This window comes from Pseudoalteromonas sp. C8, assembly GCF_011378685.1.
Lineage (GTDB): Bacteria > Pseudomonadota > Gammaproteobacteria > Enterobacterales > Alteromonadaceae > Pseudoalteromonas > Pseudoalteromonas arctica.
In genome coordinates, this window is sequence record NZ_WTKT01000001.1 from 134,983 (window position 1) to 154,091 (window position 19,109).

18 protein-coding genes are annotated in these 19,109 nt (G+C 40.0%); 5 read left to right on the forward strand and 13 right to left on the reverse strand.

Annotation, left to right across the window (positions count from 1 at the left end; translation table 11 throughout):
* Positions 1-163 precede the first annotated feature (163 nt).
* Positions 164-1,633: an IMP dehydrogenase gene (gene guaB, locus GQR39_RS00580; protein ID WP_002958783.1), complete on the reverse strand. Its 1,470-nt coding sequence runs from the start codon at positions 1,631-1,633 to the stop codon at positions 164-166.
* 135 nt (positions 1,634-1,768) lie between these two features.
* On the opposite strand from guaB, the gene xseA reads away from it, so the two are divergent.
* Entirely contained in the window at positions 1,769-3,100 is a 1,332-nt protein-coding gene (xseA, locus tag GQR39_RS00585; protein WP_165734558.1) for an exodeoxyribonuclease VII large subunit, read from the forward strand.
* Here the strand turns inward: xseA and GQR39_RS00590 are convergent.
* From GQR39_RS00590 to GQR39_RS00600, 3 genes are all read right to left on the reverse strand, one after another.
* On the reverse strand, positions 3,097-3,777 hold the full coding sequence (locus GQR39_RS00590; RefSeq protein WP_165734559.1) for a hypothetical protein: 681 nt from the start codon (positions 3,775-3,777) through the stop codon (positions 3,097-3,099). The two genes, xseA and GQR39_RS00590, sit on opposite strands and share 4 nt — an antisense overlap.
* 35 nt (positions 3,778-3,812) lie before the next feature.
* Positions 3,813-4,631: a serine O-acetyltransferase gene (gene cysE / locus GQR39_RS00595; RefSeq protein ID WP_024606056.1), complete on the reverse strand. Its 819-nt coding sequence runs from the start codon at positions 4,629-4,631 to the stop codon at positions 3,813-3,815.
* 196 nt (positions 4,632-4,827) lie between these two features.
* Entirely contained in the window at positions 4,828-7,710 is a 2,883-nt protein-coding gene (locus GQR39_RS00600; protein WP_165734560.1) for a pitrilysin family protein, read from the reverse strand.
* 259 nt (positions 7,711-7,969) lie between these two features.
* Here GQR39_RS00600 and GQR39_RS00605 point away from each other — a divergent pair, with 259 nt between their 5' ends.
* Positions 7,970-8,926 (forward strand): methylenetetrahydrofolate reductase, encoded by a 957-nt coding sequence (locus GQR39_RS00605; RefSeq protein ID WP_024597318.1) that lies wholly within the window; start codon positions 7,970-7,972, stop codon positions 8,924-8,926.
* Between the two features lie 116 nt (positions 8,927-9,042).
* On the opposite strand, the gene GQR39_RS00610 is transcribed toward GQR39_RS00605, so the two are convergent.
* From GQR39_RS00610 to GQR39_RS00625, 4 genes are all read right to left on the reverse strand, one after another.
* Complete coding sequence (locus GQR39_RS00610) at positions 9,043-9,240, reverse strand: hypothetical protein (RefSeq protein ID WP_165721068.1); 198 nt, start codon at positions 9,238-9,240, stop codon at positions 9,043-9,045.
* A 16-nt stretch (positions 9,241-9,256) separates the two neighbouring features.
* Complete coding sequence (locus GQR39_RS00615; protein ID WP_165721069.1) at positions 9,257-10,237, reverse strand: sensor domain-containing diguanylate cyclase; 981 nt, start codon at positions 10,235-10,237, stop codon at positions 9,257-9,259.
* Between the two features lie 58 nt (positions 10,238-10,295).
* Positions 10,296-11,543 carry a DEAD/DEAH box helicase gene (locus tag GQR39_RS00620; RefSeq protein ID WP_165734561.1) on the reverse strand — a complete coding sequence of 416 codons (1,248 nt, stop codon included), beginning with the start codon at positions 11,541-11,543 and terminating at the stop codon, positions 10,296-10,298.
* A 187-nt stretch (positions 11,544-11,730) separates the two neighbouring features.
* Positions 11,731-12,432: a DUF3581 domain-containing protein gene (locus GQR39_RS00625; RefSeq protein ID WP_165734562.1), complete on the reverse strand. Its 702-nt coding sequence runs from the start codon at positions 12,430-12,432 to the stop codon at positions 11,731-11,733.
* A gap of 112 nt (positions 12,433-12,544) precedes the next feature.
* Here GQR39_RS00625 and GQR39_RS00630 point away from each other — a divergent pair, with 112 nt between their 5' ends.
* Entirely contained in the window at positions 12,545-13,426 is an 882-nt protein-coding gene (locus GQR39_RS00630) for a CPBP family intramembrane glutamic endopeptidase (RefSeq protein ID WP_165734563.1), read from the forward strand.
* A gap of 101 nt (positions 13,427-13,527) precedes the next feature.
* Positions 13,528-13,920 (forward strand): hypothetical protein, encoded by a 393-nt coding sequence (locus tag GQR39_RS00635; RefSeq protein ID WP_024590055.1) that lies wholly within the window; start codon positions 13,528-13,530, stop codon positions 13,918-13,920.
* A gap of 16 nt (positions 13,921-13,936) precedes the next feature.
* Here the strand turns inward: GQR39_RS00635 and GQR39_RS00640 are convergent, their stop codons facing one another.
* The 4 genes from GQR39_RS00640 to proB form a co-directional block, all read right to left on the reverse strand.
* Positions 13,937-14,236, reverse strand: coding sequence for a hypothetical protein (locus GQR39_RS00640; RefSeq protein WP_021032137.1), 300 nt, complete (start codon positions 14,234-14,236; stop codon positions 13,937-13,939).
* A gap of 181 nt (positions 14,237-14,417) precedes the next feature.
* Positions 14,418-15,902: a glutamate--tRNA ligase gene (gene gltX / locus GQR39_RS00645; RefSeq protein ID WP_007581594.1), complete on the reverse strand. Its 1,485-nt coding sequence runs from the start codon at positions 15,900-15,902 to the stop codon at positions 14,418-14,420.
* 39 nt (positions 15,903-15,941) lie between these two features.
* Positions 15,942-16,301, reverse strand: coding sequence for a glutaredoxin domain-containing protein (locus GQR39_RS00650; protein WP_007581591.1), 360 nt, complete (start codon positions 16,299-16,301; stop codon positions 15,942-15,944).
* A 116-nt stretch (positions 16,302-16,417) separates the two neighbouring features.
* Complete coding sequence (proB, locus tag GQR39_RS00655) at positions 16,418-17,521, reverse strand: glutamate 5-kinase (RefSeq protein ID WP_165734564.1); 1,104 nt, start codon at positions 17,519-17,521, stop codon at positions 16,418-16,420.
* Positions 17,522-17,640: 119 nt separating this feature from the next.
* On the opposite strand from proB, the gene GQR39_RS00660 reads away from it, so the two are divergent.
* Complete coding sequence (locus tag GQR39_RS00660; RefSeq protein ID WP_165734565.1) at positions 17,641-18,600, forward strand: DMT family transporter; 960 nt, start codon at positions 17,641-17,643, stop codon at positions 18,598-18,600.
* Here GQR39_RS00660 and GQR39_RS00665 read toward each other — a convergent pair.
* Positions 18,495-19,100, reverse strand: a complete 606-nt coding sequence (locus tag GQR39_RS00665) for a class GN sortase (RefSeq protein WP_165734566.1) — start codon at positions 19,098-19,100, stop codon at positions 18,495-18,497. The two genes, GQR39_RS00660 and GQR39_RS00665, sit on opposite strands and share 106 nt — an antisense overlap.
* Between the last annotated feature and the right edge of the window lie 9 nt (positions 19,101-19,109).

The window sequence follows — 19,109 nt, forward strand, 5'->3', positions numbered from 1 at the left end:
ACTTCTTATTTAGAAGAAACTAAAAATCGAAATTTTTGCCTCGTTATTGAGCCATTTATCTGTCGCAATAATTGACCACTTTATTAATGCAATTGGTATTTATATAAACGACTAAAAAGAGGGCTTGCAAAGCAAGCCCAGTATATTAAATTAATTACGCTGCTTAACCTAAGCGGTAATTAGGTGCTTCTTTAGTGATTTGCACATCATGAACGTGCGACTCACCCATACCCGCTGAAGTAACGCGTACAAACTGTGGTTTTGTATTTAGCTCTTCAATTGTTGCACAACCCGTTAAGCCCATAGCGCTTCGTAGGCCGCCCACTTGCTGATGAATAATCGTTGCAATTGGACCTTTATAAGCTACGCGACCTTCAATACCTTCAGGTACTAACTTGTCTGCTTCGTTTGATTTTTGGAAGTAACGATCTGATGAACCTTCTTTTTGATCCATCGCGCCCAATGAGCCCATACCACGGTAAGATTTGTAATAACGGCCTTGGTATAATTCAACTTCACCTGGTGCTTCTTCAGTACCAGCAAGAAGTGAACCCACCATTACACACGATGCACCAGCAACAAGTGCTTTAACAATATCACCAGAAAAACGAATGCCACCATCAGCAATAACAGGAATGTCGCGACCTTTTAAGCCTTCAACAGCATCTGAAATAGCGGTAATTTGTGGAACGCCACAACCGGTAACAATACGTGTAGTACAAATAGAACCTGGGCCGATACCTACTTTAACTGCATCCGCTCCCGCATCAGCAAGTGCAATCGCACCTTCAGCTGTTGCTATGTTGCCTGCAATAATTTGTAAATCTGGGTACTCTTTACGCGTTTTAGTAACACGGTCAATAACACCTTGAGAGTGACCATGCGATGTATCGATAAGTAAAACATCAATACCCGCTTCTACTAATGCAGCAATACGCTCATCAGTACCTGCACCAACACTTACAGCAGCACCTACACGTAAACGACCTTGGTCGTCTTTACATGCGTCAGGTTTGTCTTGGGCTTTTTGGTAATCTTTTACTGTGATCATGCCTTTAAGTTTAAATTCATCATCAACAACAAGGATTTTTTCAATGCGGTGTTCGTGCATTAAGCCTAAAATTTCTTCGCGTGCTGCGCCTTCTTTAACGGTAACAAGCTTTTCTTTTTTAGTCATAACGGTAGAAACAGGCTGTTCAAGCTTAGTTTCAAAACGCATATCACGACTAGTAACAATGCCTACAAGCACATTATTGCTATCGGTAACCGGAAAGCCTGAAAAACCTTTTTCGTGCGAAAGCTCAATTGCATCTGCAATTGTTAAATCGGCAGTAACCGTTACAGGGTATGAAACAATACCTGCTTCGTAGGTTTTAACTTTACGTACGTTTTTCGCTTGTTCTTCAATAGTCATGTTTTTATGAATAAAACCAAGACCACCTTCTTGCGCAAGGGCAATAGCTAAACGAGCTTCTGTAACAGTATCCATAGATGCTGAAATAAGCGGCAAGTTAAGTTTGATACCACGCGTTAAGCGAGTTGAAATATTTGCCGTGTGTGGCAAAACAGTAGAATGACCAGGTACTAAAAGTACGTCATCAAAGGTAAGAGCTTCTTTAGCGATTCTAAGCATTTTGGCAACTTCTCACATGTGGATCTAAGATAAGGAATTGCGGCCAAATTTTAACAGCGTTGTTGGCATGAGTAAATAATATTTCGCAAATATTTGTGATAAAGTAGTGTAATAAATAGTTTTAGGTTGTTTTTTATGTTTTCGAAGCCTTCGCAGGCGGTTTACACCGTTTCACGCCTTAATAGAGAAATTCGCACAATCCTTGAGCAAGGTTTTGCATCTTTAGTGCTCACGGGCGAAATTTCTAACTTTATTACCCCTGCATCTGGACATTGGTACTTTTCGTTAAAAGACGATAAAGCACAAATTAAAGCCGCAATGTGGCGAGGCAATAATCGCAACCAAAGCTACCGCCCTGTAAATGGCGCACAAGTTACAGTAAAAGCGCGTGTATCGCTTTATGAACCTCGCGGTGACTACCAGCTTATTGTTGAGCATATGGAACCCGCAGGCGAAGGTCAGCTAAAACAAGAATTTGATGCGCTTAAAATGCGTTTAGCCGCCGAAGGATTATTTAGCTCTGCTCACAAACAGCCATTACCCCAAAATATTAATCGCATTGGTGTTATTACCTCAGCAACCGGCGCTGCTATAAAAGATATTTTAACGGTACTCAAACGCCGTGCACCGCAGCTAGAAGTCATCATTTACCCTGCTATGGTACAAGGCAAAGAAGCGCACGTGCATTTAATTAACCAAATTGAATTAGCTAATGCTCGTGATGAAGTAGACGTACTTATTTTAGGGCGAGGCGGCGGATCACTTGAAGATTTATGGTGTTTTAATCACGAACAGCTCGCCCGCGCTATTTTCAAAAGTGAATTACCGATAGTAAGTGCGGTAGGCCACGAAATAGATACCACTATTAGCGATTACGTTGCTGATGTTCGTGCAGCGACTCCATCAGCCGCAGCTGAGCTTGTAAGCCCAAATACGCAAGAGTTACACAACAAAGTAACGCAATTAGTTAATCGTTTATCTAACGCGTTTAAGCACGGCATTGCCGACAAGCGCGCACTAGCAACGCAGTTACAACACCGCCTTAATTTATGTCATCCGCGTAATCAGCTTAATCAAAAATCACAACGTTTGGATGAGCTAAGCATTGCGCTACAACAGGCGATGCGTAATCGTTTATACCAGCAAGAACGCACACTCAATAACTTAACGCCGCGTTTAATGCGCCAATCACCCGATAAAAAACTCGCTACAGCAAGCCATCAACTTTCGCAATTACAAGCTAGGCTAAACCAAGCTATACAACATCAGTTACAGCAAGCGAATAATAGCTTAGCACTGCAAGCAAGCAGGTTAGATTCAGTAAGTCCGCTTAATGTTTTAGCGCGCGGCTATAGCATCACTAAAACACAGCAAGGGAAAGTAGTTAAATCTGTGGATAAAATTAAAACAGGCGATGTTTTAATTACAGAGCTCGTTGATGGCTCTATAGAATCACAGGTTACTTAAAGCTCGGTACTTAGCAACAATTTAAGCTCGCTATCGCTAGATGTAGAGGTAGTGCTTTTAAATTGCTGCCAAAATTCCTGCTTCATCAACTTGTCGTTTAGCTCTCGCCATTGAGCACTGCCAAATGTATCGTTATCAGCGGGCGCGGCTAGTTCAAATTCACATACCGTTGTTTTACATTTTGCGCTAACAATATCAGGCATAATTGCCAAATCAGCTGTTAATAAAAAATCTTGTAATGCCATTTCAGTACGATAAGCCCATTCTTCGTCGCGCGTTTGCTTTTCAAATTTATCACGTAAGATCTTCTCAAAATCTGAAGGACCTCTCATTTGCTTTAAAATGCTTTTAACTGTCGCTTTCTGCTCAGCAAGTTGCTGCTTAAGCTGAGTGACTTGCTCTTCTAAAGGTAGTTCATCAAGCATTTGGGTTTCTGAATAGGTTGGAGGCGTGTCTTCAGCGGGCTCTATACTAGCGACTTGCTCAGGCACTGCAGAGTCTGCATTACTTAATACTTCATTACTTTGTTGTTCAGTATGAAGCTTTTGCTGTTTTTCATAACTTGGCTGCGACTTAACAGATTCTGGATGACTTGAAGCTGCGTTAAAGTAGCTCCAAGTTAAACCTACACCCGCAATAAACCCAATCCCTAGAGCCAATAAACTATTCTTGTTCATGTTAATTCCTTTTAAGTTTTATTATTTTTAATTACTTATAGCATTGCACTCGTGTGCGATTCGTTTTCAGGCTCAGGATTTGCTAAAAAGTTTTGGTTCATACTTTGCGCCGGACACTCACAATCCGGTCGACCAATAATTTTAGCGGGTACGCCAACAGCGGTTGTGTGTGGTGGAACATTGCTAAGTACAACTGAGCCCGCACCAATTCGTGCGCCCTCACCTACTTCAATATTACCAAGCACTTTAGCGCCAGCGCCAATTAATACACCCGCTCTAATTTTAGGATGACGATCGCCCTGCTCATTACCTGTACCGCCAAGCGTTACAGATTGCAAAATTGATACATTATCTTCAATTACTGCTGTTTCACCAATAACAATACCTGTGGCATGGTCAAACATAATGCCTTTACCTACTTTACATGCTGGGTGAATATCGACCCCAAACACTTCAGAGTTACGGCTTTGAATAAAGCGTGCTAACTCTTTGCGGTTTTGTTGCCACAAGCAATTAGCCAAACGGTGCGCCTGAATAGCATGAAAACCTTTTAAATTTAATATAACCGTAAGATAGGTTTCTGATGCAGGATCGCGGTCTTTTACCGCTTTAATATCTTCAGCCACAAAAGATAGCATACGGTCACATTTTACAAATGCTTGGTCAAACAGCTCTCGGATAGTGAATGCAGATACCACCGCATCAGCCAACTTATTAGCAACAATAAAGCTCAATGCCGAACCTAAACAATCATGATTCAAAATACATGAATAAACATGACTTGCTAATAATGGTTCACGTTTTACTACATCGTTAGCTTCGTCGCGAAGCTGTTGCCAAATTGCATGTCGCATAATACTGCACTGCCTTAGTTGATATAAAATAGCCTTTTCCCAAGTCTAACGGATTTAAAGCCTAAGGTGTTAATCCCTTAGTTATTTGTTCTGGTTATTAGGTATAACTGTTTATTAAATTTCATTATTAAATAATAAAAATGCCTCGGTGCTTATAGCACCGAGGCATTATTTTAACGCTTAAAAACCACTTAAATTATTGAAATACTTTATCGACTTTCATCACTTCAATATTTTTAGCAGGAATTGCTAATTTGTAATCAGCAATCACTTTATCTTCAGCCACTAATTCGGCAGGTTTATTCGTGTTGTAAATCATTGGCGATGTTTGCTGCGATGCCAAACGTTTTTGCATATCAGCGCCGTCACCAGTAATAAATACATAGTGAACATTGTCTGTTTGTAAGTTTTCTTTAATAACGCGATTTACATCAGCAAGCGTTAGCGTTTTAAGTTTGTAAGTTACGTAACTTACAAAGCTATCTGTGTTGTAAAATTCGCTATCAAGCGCGTAACCTAATTGGCGATTTTGACTTGCGACCATTTGCGGCACAAAGTTAATTAAAAAGTTACGCGTTGCTTCAAAGTCATCTTCGCTCATACCATTTTTAATTAGCTTATCAAGCTCAAATAAGGCTGTACGAGTTGCAAAGTGCGCATCGTTATTAGAGCGAAGTGGGCGTAACCACACTTGAAATATTTGCTCAGAGCGCCCTAGGTTTGCATCAGGCTTGGTTTGAAACATACCACGTGGAAAGTATTCAATGTATGCATAATCGCCATAGTTCATACCGCGAGTTTCACGAATGCGCTCATATAAAAAGCTGTTAGAACTACGGTGTTCACCAAAGTACGAACGCACAAGCCAAAGGGCTGTCCAGTCTTCGCTACTTCTTATTGTATCAATAGGAAAACCAAACGATACCGCAGTCGATTGCGCCGATTTTTCTACAATCGTTGCATGATGACCTTTAAGCGCTGGTGCATCAGGAATACTTAAACGGCTTTGCTCACCTTTTGGTAGCGTTGCAAAATCGCTCATCATTTTAGCTTTAAGCTTTGCAGGTACAGCCCCAATTAAACCAACCGTGAGTTTAGATTGCGTAAGCTCGCTGTTATAAAACGCTTTAACATCATCAAGGGTCAACGCTTCTAAATCCGAAATATCACCATAGTTGTAGCTTTCGTAAGGGTGATTTTTGTAAAGTGCACTGTAGAGCACTTCTTTACCTAGCTCTTCATCGTTAGATGCTTTTAAGCCTGATTTAATACCGTCGATCATTTCTTTTTTAAGGCGCTTAAAGTCATCGTCTCTAAAACCTGGGTTTAGTAATTGATCGCTCACAAATGTATACCACTGCGCCGCATTATCTTTATGGATACGCCCTTGGAACGACAGCATTTCTTTATCTATTTGATAGCCAAAGCTACCCGCAAGCGGATAAAGTGCTTTTTGAATATCTTTATAGCTTGTCGCCTCTGAGCCACCTTGTGCAAGCATAGCCGCAGTTAACGCAGCAACACCTTTTTTGCCTTGTGGGTCGGCAGCCGCACCGGTATTGAATAAAAAGTTAACATCAATTAATGGCGAGCTATTGGTTTTATCAAGTACTTTAAATACAGGTGCCGCAGGTGATTGTTCAAGCTTTGCAGTAAGCGCATTTAAATCAACTTCTTGCTCGAAACCTGGGGCTTTATCAAGTGCCGACATCGTTAATGTGGTACGTGCGTTATCAGTAAAGTATTTATTAGCAACGGCTTTAATATCTGCGCTGGTAATGTTATCTGCCGATTTATACAGCTGGTTTATAACCTCAGGATCGCGCTCAAAATGCATGTAGCTGGCAAGGGTTGATGCAATCGCTTGCGACGAATCTAAGCCATTAATAAAGCTGTACTTGAGGTTCGATTTTAAATCACTGAGCTTTTGCTCATCAACAAGCTCAGTGCGTGCTTTTGCATAAGTTCGGTTAATGGCATCGCGCGCAGTGGCTAAATCATCTGCGTTTTCTACTTTAACAAATACGTGTAATAAACCCGGATCTTTAGTCTCAGGGTTATAAGTAAACATTTGGCTGGCAATTTGTTTGTCGACCACTAGCTCTTGATATAAATCTGAATTACTAGAAAAATAAAGCTGTGAGATTAAATCAAGTGCCGCTCTGTCTTTTTTAGCAGGCTCCCACGCAGCGCCTTTGTACGATACAAGTAACCAATGCCCTGGTAGCGCTTCATCTTGCTGGTGCAAATATTTTGGTGCTTGTTGAGCAGGTTCTGCTTTAATGTCAGCAACATAGTTACCCTTTTTCCAGCTACCCCAATGCTTTTTAACCATTGCCATTGTTGCTTGTGGGTCTACATCGCCCACAATAACAAGTGACACATACTCAGGCTTATAAAACTTAGCAAAAAACTCTTTACCATAGGTCATTTGATCAGGCATGGCTTCTATGTCTTTAAAAAAGCCCATAGTGGTGTGTTTATACGTGTGCTTATCAAACGCTTCTTCGCGTACAGCGCTTAATAATTTACGAATTGGACTCGCGTTGTTTTTTAAGTACTCACCTTTTACCGTTTGTGCTTCGGTTCTAAATTGCTCTTCGGTGTAAGTTAAGTTTTGAAAAATATCAGCTTCAAGCTCAAGTACTTTATCAAGATGCTGCTTTGAAAAGTTTAAATGGTAGTTTGTAAAATCGTTTGTTGTATAAGCGCGGTTATCAACACCTGAATTTTTTAATATGTCTGAGTACACATCTTCAGGGTATTTTTGTGAGCCTTTAAACATCATGTGTTCAAAAAAGTGAGCAAAGCCTGTTTTGCCCTCTTCAACTTCGTTACGCGATCCAACCGATACCGGAATTTGCAGCGACACGACATCAGGGTAATCGGTTTTAACAACCATGACACGTAAGCCGTTTTCTAGCTCTTCAATTAAGTAATCTTGTGAAAAAACACGGTCATCAGCTTTATTTACTTGTTCTTGTTGTGCTGTTGTTTGCGTGCTTTGATTTTGTTGCATTGCGCAACCCGTTAAAGCCAGCGATACCGCTAAGCTGGTTGCTAATAATTTAAATTTCATTGTTGTCCCTTTTTAAATTGAGCAAATTTGTTGTCAGATGTATTACTAACTCACCCTTGATTATGCCCCAAAGCCAATAAATATAAGAGCCCCAAGGGAATTTATTATGTAAACAACTGTGTCAATTATAAATTATGGGAACAAGCACTATGAAAAAACATCATGTTAGTTGAAAAACTTTCATTAAATAAATCTATCTAGACGTCTAAATGGCTGCTATATTAAATCCATCAAAACAAACTTAGCTGGAATGAGGATTATGGCTTTATCACTAAAAGAGAAGATAGTGGACACCAACCAAGGTGTTTATCTTATTGGTACTACCCCGCCTAAAATTGGCACCGATAAAGCGCAATTAAAAACCATTGCAGAAAAGCTATTAGGTCGCTTACACGAAATTGAATACGACGGCGTGATAATTTACGACATTCAAGACGAAAGCAGCCGAACTAACCAAGACCGCCCATTTGCGTTTAAACAAACCGTTGATCCGCGTGAATACAGCCATTTACTTCGTAATTTATCTGCACAAGATGTGATTACTTATAAAAGTGTGGCGCAGCGTGGCGTAGGCGAATTTAAAGATTGGCTAAGTGAAACTAAAAACGACTACGATTTACAAAATGTTGTTTTAGTAGGTAGCCCATCATCGATAGGCGATATAAAGCTAAGCCTACCAGATGCTTATAAAGCATTGGCTGAGCAGTCAGATGATTTCTTTTTAGGTGGCGTTACGATTGCCGAGCGCCATTCAAGTAAACGAAATGAGCACGAACGATTAATAGAAAAAACAGCACAAGGTTGTCAGTTTTTTATATCGCAAGCTGTTTACGATGCACAAGCTACTATAGAGTTAATTACTAGCTACGCACGTACATGTAAAGCACAAGGGATTACACCTCAACGTATTATATTAACGTTTACCCCGTGCGGCGGCGAAAAAACCTTAGAGTTTATGCAATGGTTGGGTATCTCAGTGCCGGAGGCAACTAAATGGCGCATGCTTGATGCAGACAATACATTAAGCGAATCAGTCCGTATTTGCCGCGAAAACCTCGACTTAATACTTAAAAGCTGTGCGCATTTAGATGTACCGCTGGGCTTAAATATTGAAAGCTTAACAAACCGTAAAGAAGAAATTGACGCGTCAATTAATTTATACCGTTTATTAAAAGCCATTATGGAATTGAACCTTGCGGAAAAGCTAATAGCTTAAAAGCTAGGTTAGAGCTAATTAACACCTTCTTGGCAAGCCTCATGGCTTGCTTTTTTATGTCCGTTCTTTGAAAAATTAATTAATAAATACAAGTAAAGATTTGCAGCTTAAGCTATTTATTGAAGGTGTTTTTGGTTATTACTCTCAAGCCTTTTTAAGGCAAACCCCATAAAGGAGCACATAACACCAAAAATTATTCCCTCATTAGATATAAATCTAATGCTAGGGAACGTTTCAAATAAGCTTATTATTGCTAAGGAAAAAATAAAACCTATCGCAGAAAAAACCAGCCAAGTTTGTGTGGCATGAGTCATGACGAACCTCCTTTTATTATTGTGCCTTTTTAGCGAGCTTATACGCTTGTTTATTTTTATACATTGCGTGGTCTGCATCATTTAATAGCGCTTCAAAGGGCTGCTTTTGTTTATTAGTAAAACTATAACCAATACTAAGCGATAAATCGCAAACGTCTTCTTTGAGTAAGGCTTTTGAATACTCAGTCGAAATTTTATCCATGATGTAGTTAATCTTGCTTTTATCGCTTACTTGCATTACTGCAACAAACTCATCGCCACCTAAACGCCCTACTATATCGGCATCTCTTAAATGCGTTTTTAGCGTATCTGCCAATATAATTAAGGCTTTGTCGCCCACTTCATGTCCGCAGGTGTCGTTTAATTTTTTAAAGTCGTTTATATCGATAAACAAACAACATACGTCAAAGCCTAAACGTAGCGCTAAGTTAAGTTTTTGCTGGGCTAATAAGTTAAGTGCTCGGCGATTATAAATATTCGTTAATGAGTCTAACATGGCTATTTCGCGCATTTGCTCATAGCTATACACAAGCGCTAGGTCGTCTTCAATCAAATCACGTAGTTGTTCTATGAGTTCAAAATATTCATCGGTATAGCTTGTTATTTTAGTGTCTTTTAAACATAACGTGCCAAACACTTCGCCTTCAGGCCAATGAATGGGTAAACCTAGGTAGGATTCAACACCGTCTTCAACGACTTCTGACAGGGTATTCCATGTATCGTTATTACTTGCATCATTAACATATAATGTATTGTTAGTTTCAGCTACGTGGCGACAAAACAGAGGAGTTTGAGGAGGGAGTATAGGGTTGGTCTCAAAGTTAGAGCCACCCTCGTTACTTCTAATAACAACGCGATAGCCTTTGCTTGTTGCCTGAACTATATAACCAGACGGGGCTGAAAAAAGCCCCGTTATAAGATCAATTGTTTTTTGCCATTTATGCAAAGATATTTGGCCATCAATACCAGAAAATGCCCATTGATCAATTTCAAACATTGCTTTACCTCGGCTGCTTAGTAGCTCCAGTATAGGCAAAAAAGCAAAGTAAAAGCTATTATTTGCGACGTCTACTTGGCTCTCTTTTACCGGTGATGCGTTTTTTATCGCGATCTTTTCGCGACTTGTTAGTATTTTTACGATTATCTTTTGGCTTTTTATTAGGATCTGGCTCGTAACCTTCTAACCACTGCGGCGTTAAACGCGTATCGAGTAGTACTTCAATTTCTTCTAGCAGCCATTGCTCATCAAGACTTACCAGCGACATAGCAAGTCCTTGTTCGCCAGCACGACCTGTACGGCCAATACGGTGCACGTAATCCTCGGCAATGTACGGTAGTTCAAAGTTAATTACGTATCTAAGTGTTGAAATATCTAAACCACGCGCAGCTACATCGGTTGCAACAAGTACGCGCGTAATACCATCTTTAAAGTTTTGTAGTGCGCGGTCGCGCGCGCCTTGTGATTTGTCGCCATGGATTGACTCGGTTTTTAAACCGTCTTTACACATTTCTTTAGCGAGCTGATCAGCCATTTGTTTTGTGCGAGTAAAAATAAGCACTTGGCGCCAGTTTTTCATGCCAATCATGTGCGATACAAGCTCGCGCTTACGATCCTCATCTACAGCGTAAATAACTTGTTCTACTTCAACGGCTGCTGAGTTACGTTTATCAACTTCAATTAGCTCTGGGTTTTTTAATAACTTTTTACTGAGCTCAAACACGCTGTCATCAAACGTAGCTGAAAATAGTAAGGTTTGGCGATCGCCTGGAATATGGCGCAATATACGTCTAATTTCATCAATAAAACCCATATCAAGCATGCGGTCAGCTTCGTCAAACACTAAGGAGTCTACGCTTGAAAGCACCACACTGCCTTTAACTATATGATCAAGTAAACGCCCAGGTGTTGCCACTATAACTTGGGCTGTTTTAAGTGCTTTTATTTGTGGACCAATACTTACGCCGCCATACGCTAAAGCACCATTAATGTTAGTGCCTTGTGCGTACTTTTCAAAGCTTGCAAATACTTGCTGAGCAAGCTCACGGGTTGGCGTTAAAATTACAACACGAGCAACGCCTGGTTCATCTTTTTTAGGTGTATTTAAAAGCTTATGTAACAGCGGTAAAACAAAAGCAGCTGTTTTACCTGTGCCTGTTTGTGCACTGCCCATTACATCACTTCCGGCTAAAATAGGCGGAATGGTTTTAATCTGAATTGCGGTAGGTTGAGTGTAATTATTTTGCTCAATCGCTGTTAATAATAACGGGTCGAGATTAAGTGATGAGAACGTAGTGGCAGACATAGGCTTAGCTTTAAAATAACAAAGAGCGCTATTGTACGCATATTACTGTACTGCGTAAATTAACCAGTCCAGAAAAGTATTTAATCGTAGTTACTCACTTTCGCTTTAGCGCTAAAACAATAAAAAACCAATAAAAAAGGCGCTAAATAACAGTTGTATTTAGCGCCTTTTATAATTTTCTGTAGCTTTAAGCTGGCTTTAGTGTCGCTTTACGTTCGTTGTAAAACGCGATTAAATCATCAACTGTTGCTTGGCAGTATTCGCGAATACCCGAAACCACCATGTGCTTTTCACCACTACCCACTTTAACGCCGTTTTCTATCAGGTTAAAACGTAGTGTGATTTTTCCGCGCTTACCGGCATACTCAAAACTAGGCTCTGCAAACTCAAGTTCTGGTTCTGTAATATCAAGATTATCAAGATTGATAAGCATTGATTCGTAAATCACCATCGGACGAGCAGGGTTTATCATTACCTCTTGCTTGCCCATTAATGGAATAATTACATGCGGAAAAGTAGTACCAGAAAACTCAACATAATTTTTTATAAGACTATTAGTTAATGCTGGGCATTGGCTGGTTTTACCGCTGCGCTTTACCTTTAAAATTACTTTTTCGCCATTGGTAACATCAAACTCATCAGCTCCCTCAGGAAAATTAAGTTTGGTGTTTTCATCAACCATACCAGCAAAAGTAAATTCCATTTGTTCACTAATACCGTAGCGGTCTAGTACCAATGAAAAAAGTAAGTCTCCTGGCGCGCAAAACTTTTTGGCATCTTTGTCGTGAAGTGGATTGTAATCGTCAGCAACGCATTTAGCGAATCGACAACCCTGCTCACGAGAGATAGAAACATAATCAGCATGCTGCTGAAAAAAAGGACTTAACATAGTTTGTTCACTGCTTAAACTGCTTATAACCTATCTATATTACCAGAAAAAAAATATTGAGAGGTCGAATCTGTTAGATTAATGGCTAAATAAAACAGAGCAATAAAAAACAATGACTTTTTATTTATTAGCGCTATCAATTATATGTGTTTTTCCGTACTGCAAAATATCAATAATGCGGCAACCCCTTTGGCACTACTTACTAGCTTTAGGTGTTGTAAGTGCGTATTTTCAAGGTTACATAAATTTATATGCACTGCTCAGTACTGGGCTTTACGTTGTTTTATACTACAGTGTGCTAAATACAAAGCGGGCAATAATACGCGCTATATTAAGTACTGTTTTTATAGTTTCCTCATTGGCATTAGCACTTCATTGGGTGCCTGGTTTTAATAACCTCCCCATTGTTATAAACGAGCGTATTACAAGCGATGCGATTACTTTTACCCTTTATGCTAACTTTGATAAAGCTATGGCTGGGTTATTTCTTTGTGCTTACTTTTTTTCAAACTTAGATTCAAATAAAAAGCCTTTACAAACAGACTCTAATAAAGCGGGCCCATTAAACGTTAAACAACCCATTTTAATAATTACTGCTGCTGTTTTAGCTACGCTCACTGCGGCTTTAATGCTTGGACTTGTAAGCTTTAACCCAAAAGTGCCGGACTTTTGGTTGGCCTTTATTGTTATTAATCTTTTATTTACCTGTGTTGCCGAGGAAGCTTTATTTCGAGGTTTACTTCAAACTAAGCTTAGCAAAATAATTACACCGACCCGTTTAGCAATACTTGCCCCTGTAATTACTGCAGGTATTTTTGCTTTGGCACATTTTGCTGGAGGAATTAACTATGTATTGGTTTCGTTTATTGCAGGCTTAGGATACGGCTATGTTTTTTATAAAACGCAGCGCTTAGAGTGGGCTATTTTATGCCATTGGTTGGTTAATGTTTGTCACTTCTTTTTGTTTACTTACCCTATGCTCAGTAAAATCTAAATACATTTACAAATGCTAACAATTTACTCAGCAGTAAACATTGCCAGCATTTGATTTTGTTAGTAATTTACTACTTTAAATAAATTAAAGGATTAATGAATATGCTACGTTTTATAGCAACAATAACTGTGCTCGCCACAATAACTGGTTGTTCAAGCATGACTTATCATACAGATATAGACAACGGCGTTTTATCTCAAGAAATTGGCACCTACGTTAATAAAAGAGATTTACAGCAATTTTATAGCGACCAAGAAGCACACGAAAGTGGCGCAACACTTTTAGGCCGAATAGAAGGTGAAAGCTGTGATGGCGACGGTATGGGCAGCAATAATGCAAGTTACAATCGCTCTAAATCAAACGCGATTGATTTACTTAAAGCTGATGCTATGCGCAGGGGCGGGAATGCTTTTACTATTAATTCCTGTAGTGAAACCTCTGTATCGTACTGCGACTTATCTGTTTTATGCACCGGACAGGCCTACGACTATTAATAAGTAAAAGTGCAAATTATATATTAAGCGCAAAGCTCAGTAGCACACGCTTTCCAGACTCGATTTTAGATACGCTGTGTTCGTACTTATCGGGTCTGAATAAATACACGCGATTAAATAAATTTATAATGCATTTTGAACATTTAAATACCCCACCCGCTTTAGGTTTTTCTAATACAAAGTTGAGCTTGTAATAGCGCCCTTGCTGCACAGGGTCAATATGGTTCATTACGCTGTGATTAGTTGGGTAGGTAACAAGGTTTATCGAAAATGTATTACTGCTAAAAATAGCTTTGTTTTTAACGGTTGCAATCATACTGCCTCCCATGAGTTTATATGCCGCATTGTAGCATTTAGTAAATTATGAATGCTTAGGCTAAACAATATCAAAATACGATGTCATATAGCTAAACAGCCTGAAACAAAAAAGCCGAGCTTAATAAAGCTCGGCTTTTAATACTTTTAACAACTAACTATTGAGCCGTTATTATTAAATACTATGCGCTTGGGTATTCGCGGTACGCACGTTCTATATTTTTAGCCTGCTTTTTAGAAATACCTAAATGAGCAAGCGCTACACGTAAACGAGCACGTGATAAGTCAGAGCCTAAAATTTCCATTGCATCAAGCACTGACGTACTTGATGTTTTGCCAGTAATTGCGACAAATATTGGCTCTAAAAAGTCTTTAATTTTTAGCTCATGGAATGTTGCAACTTCTTTTGCGATTGCAAAAATAGCGGGCTTTTCAAAGCTACGCAAGCCTTCAAGCTGCCATACAAAAAATTGTAGCGCTTGGCGAATTACGTTTTCGTCTGCTTTGCCGGCTGTTAATAACGCAGGATCGTAAGTTGGAATTCCGCCTACAAAGTGCCCTGCTAGCTCAACCATATCCGACAGCGTATTAATACGTGTTTTAACTTCTGGTAATATTTTAGCGAGCATTTCGCCGTTAAACTTCCAATCAACAAAGCGCTGAATTAACTGCTCGTCGGTTAGGTTTTCGCGGATCCACATGCCGTTTAACCAGCTTAATTTATCTACGTCGAATACTGGACCACCAAGCGATACGCGCTTCATGTCGAAGTTTTCAATCATCTCGTTTAACGTGAACTTTTCACGCTCATCTGGCATTGACCAACCCATACGGCCTAAGTAGTTAAGCACGGCTTCTGGCAGGTAACCCATTTCTTTATAGTAGTTAATAGACGTTGGGTTTTTACGCTTAGACAGCTTTGATTTATCTGGGTTACGTAGTAATGGTAAGTGACCAAGTACTGGTGCTTCCCAACCAAAATCTTCATACAGTTTTAATAACTTAGGTGCTGAGTTAATCCACTCTTCACCACGGAAAATATGACTAATTTCCATATGGTGGTCGTCAACTACGTTCGCTAAAAAGTACGTTGGAAAGCCATCCGCTTTTAAAAGCACTTGCATGTCTACGTTTTCCCACGGGATCTCAATTTCATCACGTAAGTAGTCGTTAAACTTAAATGTGCCTTCGCTTGGGATTTTCATACGTATAACGTAAGGTTTGCCTTCAGCTAAGTTTGCTTTAATTTCTTCATCTGTATGGTTTAAACCACGACCGTCATATTTAGGGCGTAGGCCTTCTGCCATTTGCTCTTCACGCATTTGATCAAGCTCTTCGCTTGTTGCAAAGCAGTAAAACGCTTTACCATCATCAACTAACTGATGCGCGTATTTTTTATATAAATCGCTACGCTCAGATTGACGGTAAGGACCAAATTCGCCACCCACATCAGGACCATGATCCCACTCAAGCCCTAACCAACGTAGGCTATCCATAATCGCAAGTTCAGACTCTGGCGTGCTACGTACTTGGTCTGTATCTTCTATACGAAGTACAAATTCACCGCCTTGTTGTTTAGCAAAACAGTAGTTAAATAAGGCGATATAAGCGGTGCCAAGATGCGGGTCACCAGTTGGCGACGGGGCAACACGGGTGCGAATTGTCATGGTATATTCTCTTTAAATAAGTGAGATAATAAAAGTGGTTTATGCAGCTACTTTGTTTAAGTAAGCAATAATATCGTTTGATTCGTACAGCCATTGTACTTGGCCGTTTTGCTCTATACGCAGGCAAGGCACTTTAACTTTGCCGCCTTGTTCTAGTAGCTCTTGACGATATTGCTCATTGTCTTTTGCATCACGCGTTTCTATGTTTAAGCCTTCGCGTTTAATGGCGCGACGTACTTTTACACAAAACGGGCATGCTTTAAATTGATACAGTTTAAATTGTGAGGTTTGCTGATCAAGCTGTGCTTGCTCGTCGCTTGCACGCTTTTTACTGCGAGGAGTAAATACAAAATTAAAGAATAAGATTATACAACCTAAAAACCAACGAACTAATTTCATGTTCTGTGCTCTGCTTACAACAATTTAAGGAGCCAGATTTTAGCACAAATTTACAATCAAAAAAGTGTAATACTGCGAGAATTACACTCAAGTAATTTAATTTACTAAAAGTGCTTCTATAGCAAGACCATATCATCCCTATGAAGTACTTCTGCGCCACTATCGTAATCGAGTAATTGGCCTATTTGACTAGAATGCGCACCCTTTATTTTATTTACCTCGGTGCTACTAAAGCGCGTTAAGCCCCGTGCAATTACTTGATTTTTATTATCTATTAAATCAATTAAATCACCGCGTTCAAAACGTCCAAATGCATTAGTAACGCCTTTAGCAAGTAAGCTTGCGCCTTTATTTTGCAGCGCTGTAATAGCACCTGCATCTATAACAATTTGGCCGGTACTTTTAGGCCCGGCTAGTAACCATTTTTTACGGCCATCTTTTGGAGCGGTGAGTTTTAAAAAACGCGTGCCTGGTAACTCGTCACTCATGCATTTTAAAATAACGTTTTTACCTGCGCCTTTAGCAATAATAACTTCAACACCTGCGCGCCTTGCAATGTCGGCGGCCTGCAGTTTAGTCGCCATACCGCCGGTGCCTAAATTTGTACCACTGCCACCAGCAAGTTGTCGCAGCTCATCATTTATATGTGTTACTTCACCAATGAGGGTGGCATCGGCGTTTGTGCGCGGATCGCTGGTAAATAACCCTTCTTGATCGGTAAGTAGCAGTAACTTATTAGCATTAGCCAAAATAGCGACAAGTGCCGATAAATTATCGTTGTCGCCTACTTTTATTTCGCTGGTAGCGACTGCGTCATTTTCGTTAATGATGGGTACAACGTCGTAATTTAATAATGCATTGAGTGTATCGCGGGCATTAAGGTAGCGCTCTCTGTCGTCTACATCAGCGCGAGTAAGCAGCATTTGCCCCACATTTACCCCATATAAAGCAAACAAGCTCTGCCAAATATGAATAAGTTGACCTTGTCCAATTGCAGCAAGCATTTGTTTATCAATTAAGCTTCTGCCACAGGGTTTTAATAGTTGTTCGCGCCCAGCAGCAACCGCGCCGCTCGATACTAAAATAACCTGGTGGCCTTGTTTTTTAAGCTCGCAGCATTGGCGTACTAATTCAACCATATGCGCTTTGTCTAGCTTATCGGTGCCGCCAGTTAGTACGCTTGTACCAAGCTTTACAACTATTACCTGTTCCCTTTGCATGTGCTTTTTACTACTGATTAATTAAAGATGAATTAATTTATACCAGCTCGGTATTTTTGAACAAGTTAAAAATATTCATGCTAGGATCTGATTTTATTAAATTATGTAAATTACTCTTTATGCCTGCCAGTTTATGTTTAATTATTGCCACCTTTTTATGGGGCAGCTCTTTTATAGCGCTTAAATACGCCATTGCTATTTACGACCCTGCATTGGTGATATTTTTACGCATGCTCACCACGTTAGTTTTGTCGCTTTGTTTGTGGCGCTACGTTATTCGGTTTGAGTATTTAAAAGGTGATTGGAAGTATTTAGTGGGTATGTCGCTTGCTGAGCCTTGCTTGTACTTTTTATTTGAAGGTCATGCAATGGAATATACATCAGCCTCGCAGGCGGGTGTTATTGTGTCGTGCTTGCCTATAATTATTGCGCTGCTTGCCTTTTTATTACTTAAAGAATACATAAGCAAAGCCATTGTTGTTGGCTTTACGCTATGTATTGGCGGCAGTATTTTACTTACGCTTCTTTCACCAAGTACCGACCAAGCACCTAATCCGTTACTAGGTAACTTTTTAGAGCTGATGGCTATGGTGTGCGCTGCATTTTATACCGTAAGTATTAAACACTTAGCTAATCGCTACTCCCCCCTTACTTTAATTGCACTTCAAGGTATTAGCGGCAGCTTGTTTTTTGCACCGTTTTTGTTTTTTATCGACCTACCAAGCGAAAACCAACACGACTTAACCGCGCTTATGAGCATTTTGTATTTAGGTTCGTGTGTAACCCTTGGCGGCTACGGCATGTACAATTATGCTATTAGCAAAGTATCGGTATTAACCGCGGCTGCGTACTCTAATTTAATTCCTATTTTTACACTTATTTTGTCAGCTATTATTTTGGGCGAAGTGCTCAACGTATGGCAATGGCTGAGTATATTTGTGGTATTTATTGGTGTAATGGTAAGCCAGCGCCATCAAGAACTTGTGGTTGATATACCGCTTAGTGAATCGGGCGAAGACATTTGCGCAGATACAAGCAACCTTAAATCAGTACCCGAGGCAAGCGAATCAAAAGGGTAACAGGTAAGCAAGTACAATCCAGGTGTTTGTAAAAAGTCATGTTGAGATTGATGAATAACCTCAATCCCCGTTACTTTATAATTTTGTATCACCCCACTTTGCAGTTGCAAAGTAAACGCCTCTCCCACTTTTGCGTTTTGTAAAAATGCAAAGTGGGTGTCGTTATGCCCTGCTATTAGCGCGCCTTTTTCGTTTCCAAATTCTTTTCCGCCAAGCTCCCCTGCGGGTAAAAATTGGCTCGGCGCAAACGCTAAATTACGACCACTCGCTCCAGCCAATACGCTTAATGTTTTATTATGGCTTGGCCAATCAAGCTTTGCAGTAACGTAGCTGTCGGCGTAATACCACGGCTTTACTTTAGTACTGGGTGATTTAAGCGCCTCTTGCCATGCTTGTTCAATTAATACTTGAGCAAGCCACGCTTTTGCCTGCATATAAGTACCGTGACCAAATAATCCAAGCCCAGCGATTAGTAAGCCCGCACTTAGCCACTTTTTCATTTTAAGTCT

Excerpts from the sequence above, each read along its gene's own strand:
- guaB (WP_002958783.1), bottom strand. The coding sequence starts at position 1,633 with ATGCTTAGAATCGCTAAAGAAGCTCTTACCTTTGATGACGTACTTTTA.
- xseA (WP_165734558.1), top strand. The coding sequence starts at position 1,769 with ATGTTTTCGAAGCCTTCGCAGGCGGTTTACACCGTTTCACGCCTTAAT.
- GQR39_RS00590 (WP_165734559.1), bottom strand. The coding sequence starts at position 3,777 with ATGAACAAGAATAGTTTATTGGCTCTAGGGATTGGGTTTATTGCGGGT.
- cysE (WP_024606056.1), bottom strand. The coding sequence starts at position 4,631 with ATGCGACATGCAATTTGGCAACAGCTTCGCGACGAAGCTAACGATGTA.
- GQR39_RS00600 (WP_165734560.1), bottom strand. The coding sequence starts at position 7,710 with ATGAAATTTAAATTATTAGCAACCAGCTTAGCGGTATCGCTGGCTTTA.
- GQR39_RS00605 (WP_024597318.1), top strand. The coding sequence starts at position 7,970 with ATGGCTTTATCACTAAAAGAGAAGATAGTGGACACCAACCAAGGTGTT.
- GQR39_RS00610 (WP_165721068.1), bottom strand. The coding sequence starts at position 9,240 with ATGACTCATGCCACACAAACTTGGCTGGTTTTTTCTGCGATAGGTTTT.
- GQR39_RS00615 (WP_165721069.1), bottom strand. The coding sequence starts at position 10,237 with ATGTTTGAAATTGATCAATGGGCATTTTCTGGTATTGATGGCCAAATA.
- GQR39_RS00620 (WP_165734561.1), bottom strand. The coding sequence starts at position 11,543 with ATGTCTGCCACTACGTTCTCATCACTTAATCTCGACCCGTTATTATTA.
- GQR39_RS00625 (WP_165734562.1), bottom strand. The coding sequence starts at position 12,432 with ATGTTAAGTCCTTTTTTTCAGCAGCATGCTGATTATGTTTCTATCTCT.
- GQR39_RS00630 (WP_165734563.1), top strand. The coding sequence starts at position 12,545 with ATGACTTTTTATTTATTAGCGCTATCAATTATATGTGTTTTTCCGTAC.
- GQR39_RS00635 (WP_024590055.1), top strand. The coding sequence starts at position 13,528 with ATGCTACGTTTTATAGCAACAATAACTGTGCTCGCCACAATAACTGGT.
- GQR39_RS00640 (WP_021032137.1), bottom strand. The coding sequence starts at position 14,236 with ATGATTGCAACCGTTAAAAACAAAGCTATTTTTAGCAGTAATACATTT.
- gltX (WP_007581594.1), bottom strand. The coding sequence starts at position 15,902 with ATGACAATTCGCACCCGTGTTGCCCCGTCGCCAACTGGTGACCCGCAT.
- GQR39_RS00650 (WP_007581591.1), bottom strand. The coding sequence starts at position 16,301 with ATGAAATTAGTTCGTTGGTTTTTAGGTTGTATAATCTTATTCTTTAAT.
- proB (WP_165734564.1), bottom strand. The coding sequence starts at position 17,521 with ATGCAAAGGGAACAGGTAATAGTTGTAAAGCTTGGTACAAGCGTACTA.
- GQR39_RS00660 (WP_165734565.1), top strand. The coding sequence starts at position 17,641 with ATGCCTGCCAGTTTATGTTTAATTATTGCCACCTTTTTATGGGGCAGC.
- GQR39_RS00665 (WP_165734566.1), bottom strand. The coding sequence starts at position 19,100 with ATGAAAAAGTGGCTAAGTGCGGGCTTACTAATCGCTGGGCTTGGATTA.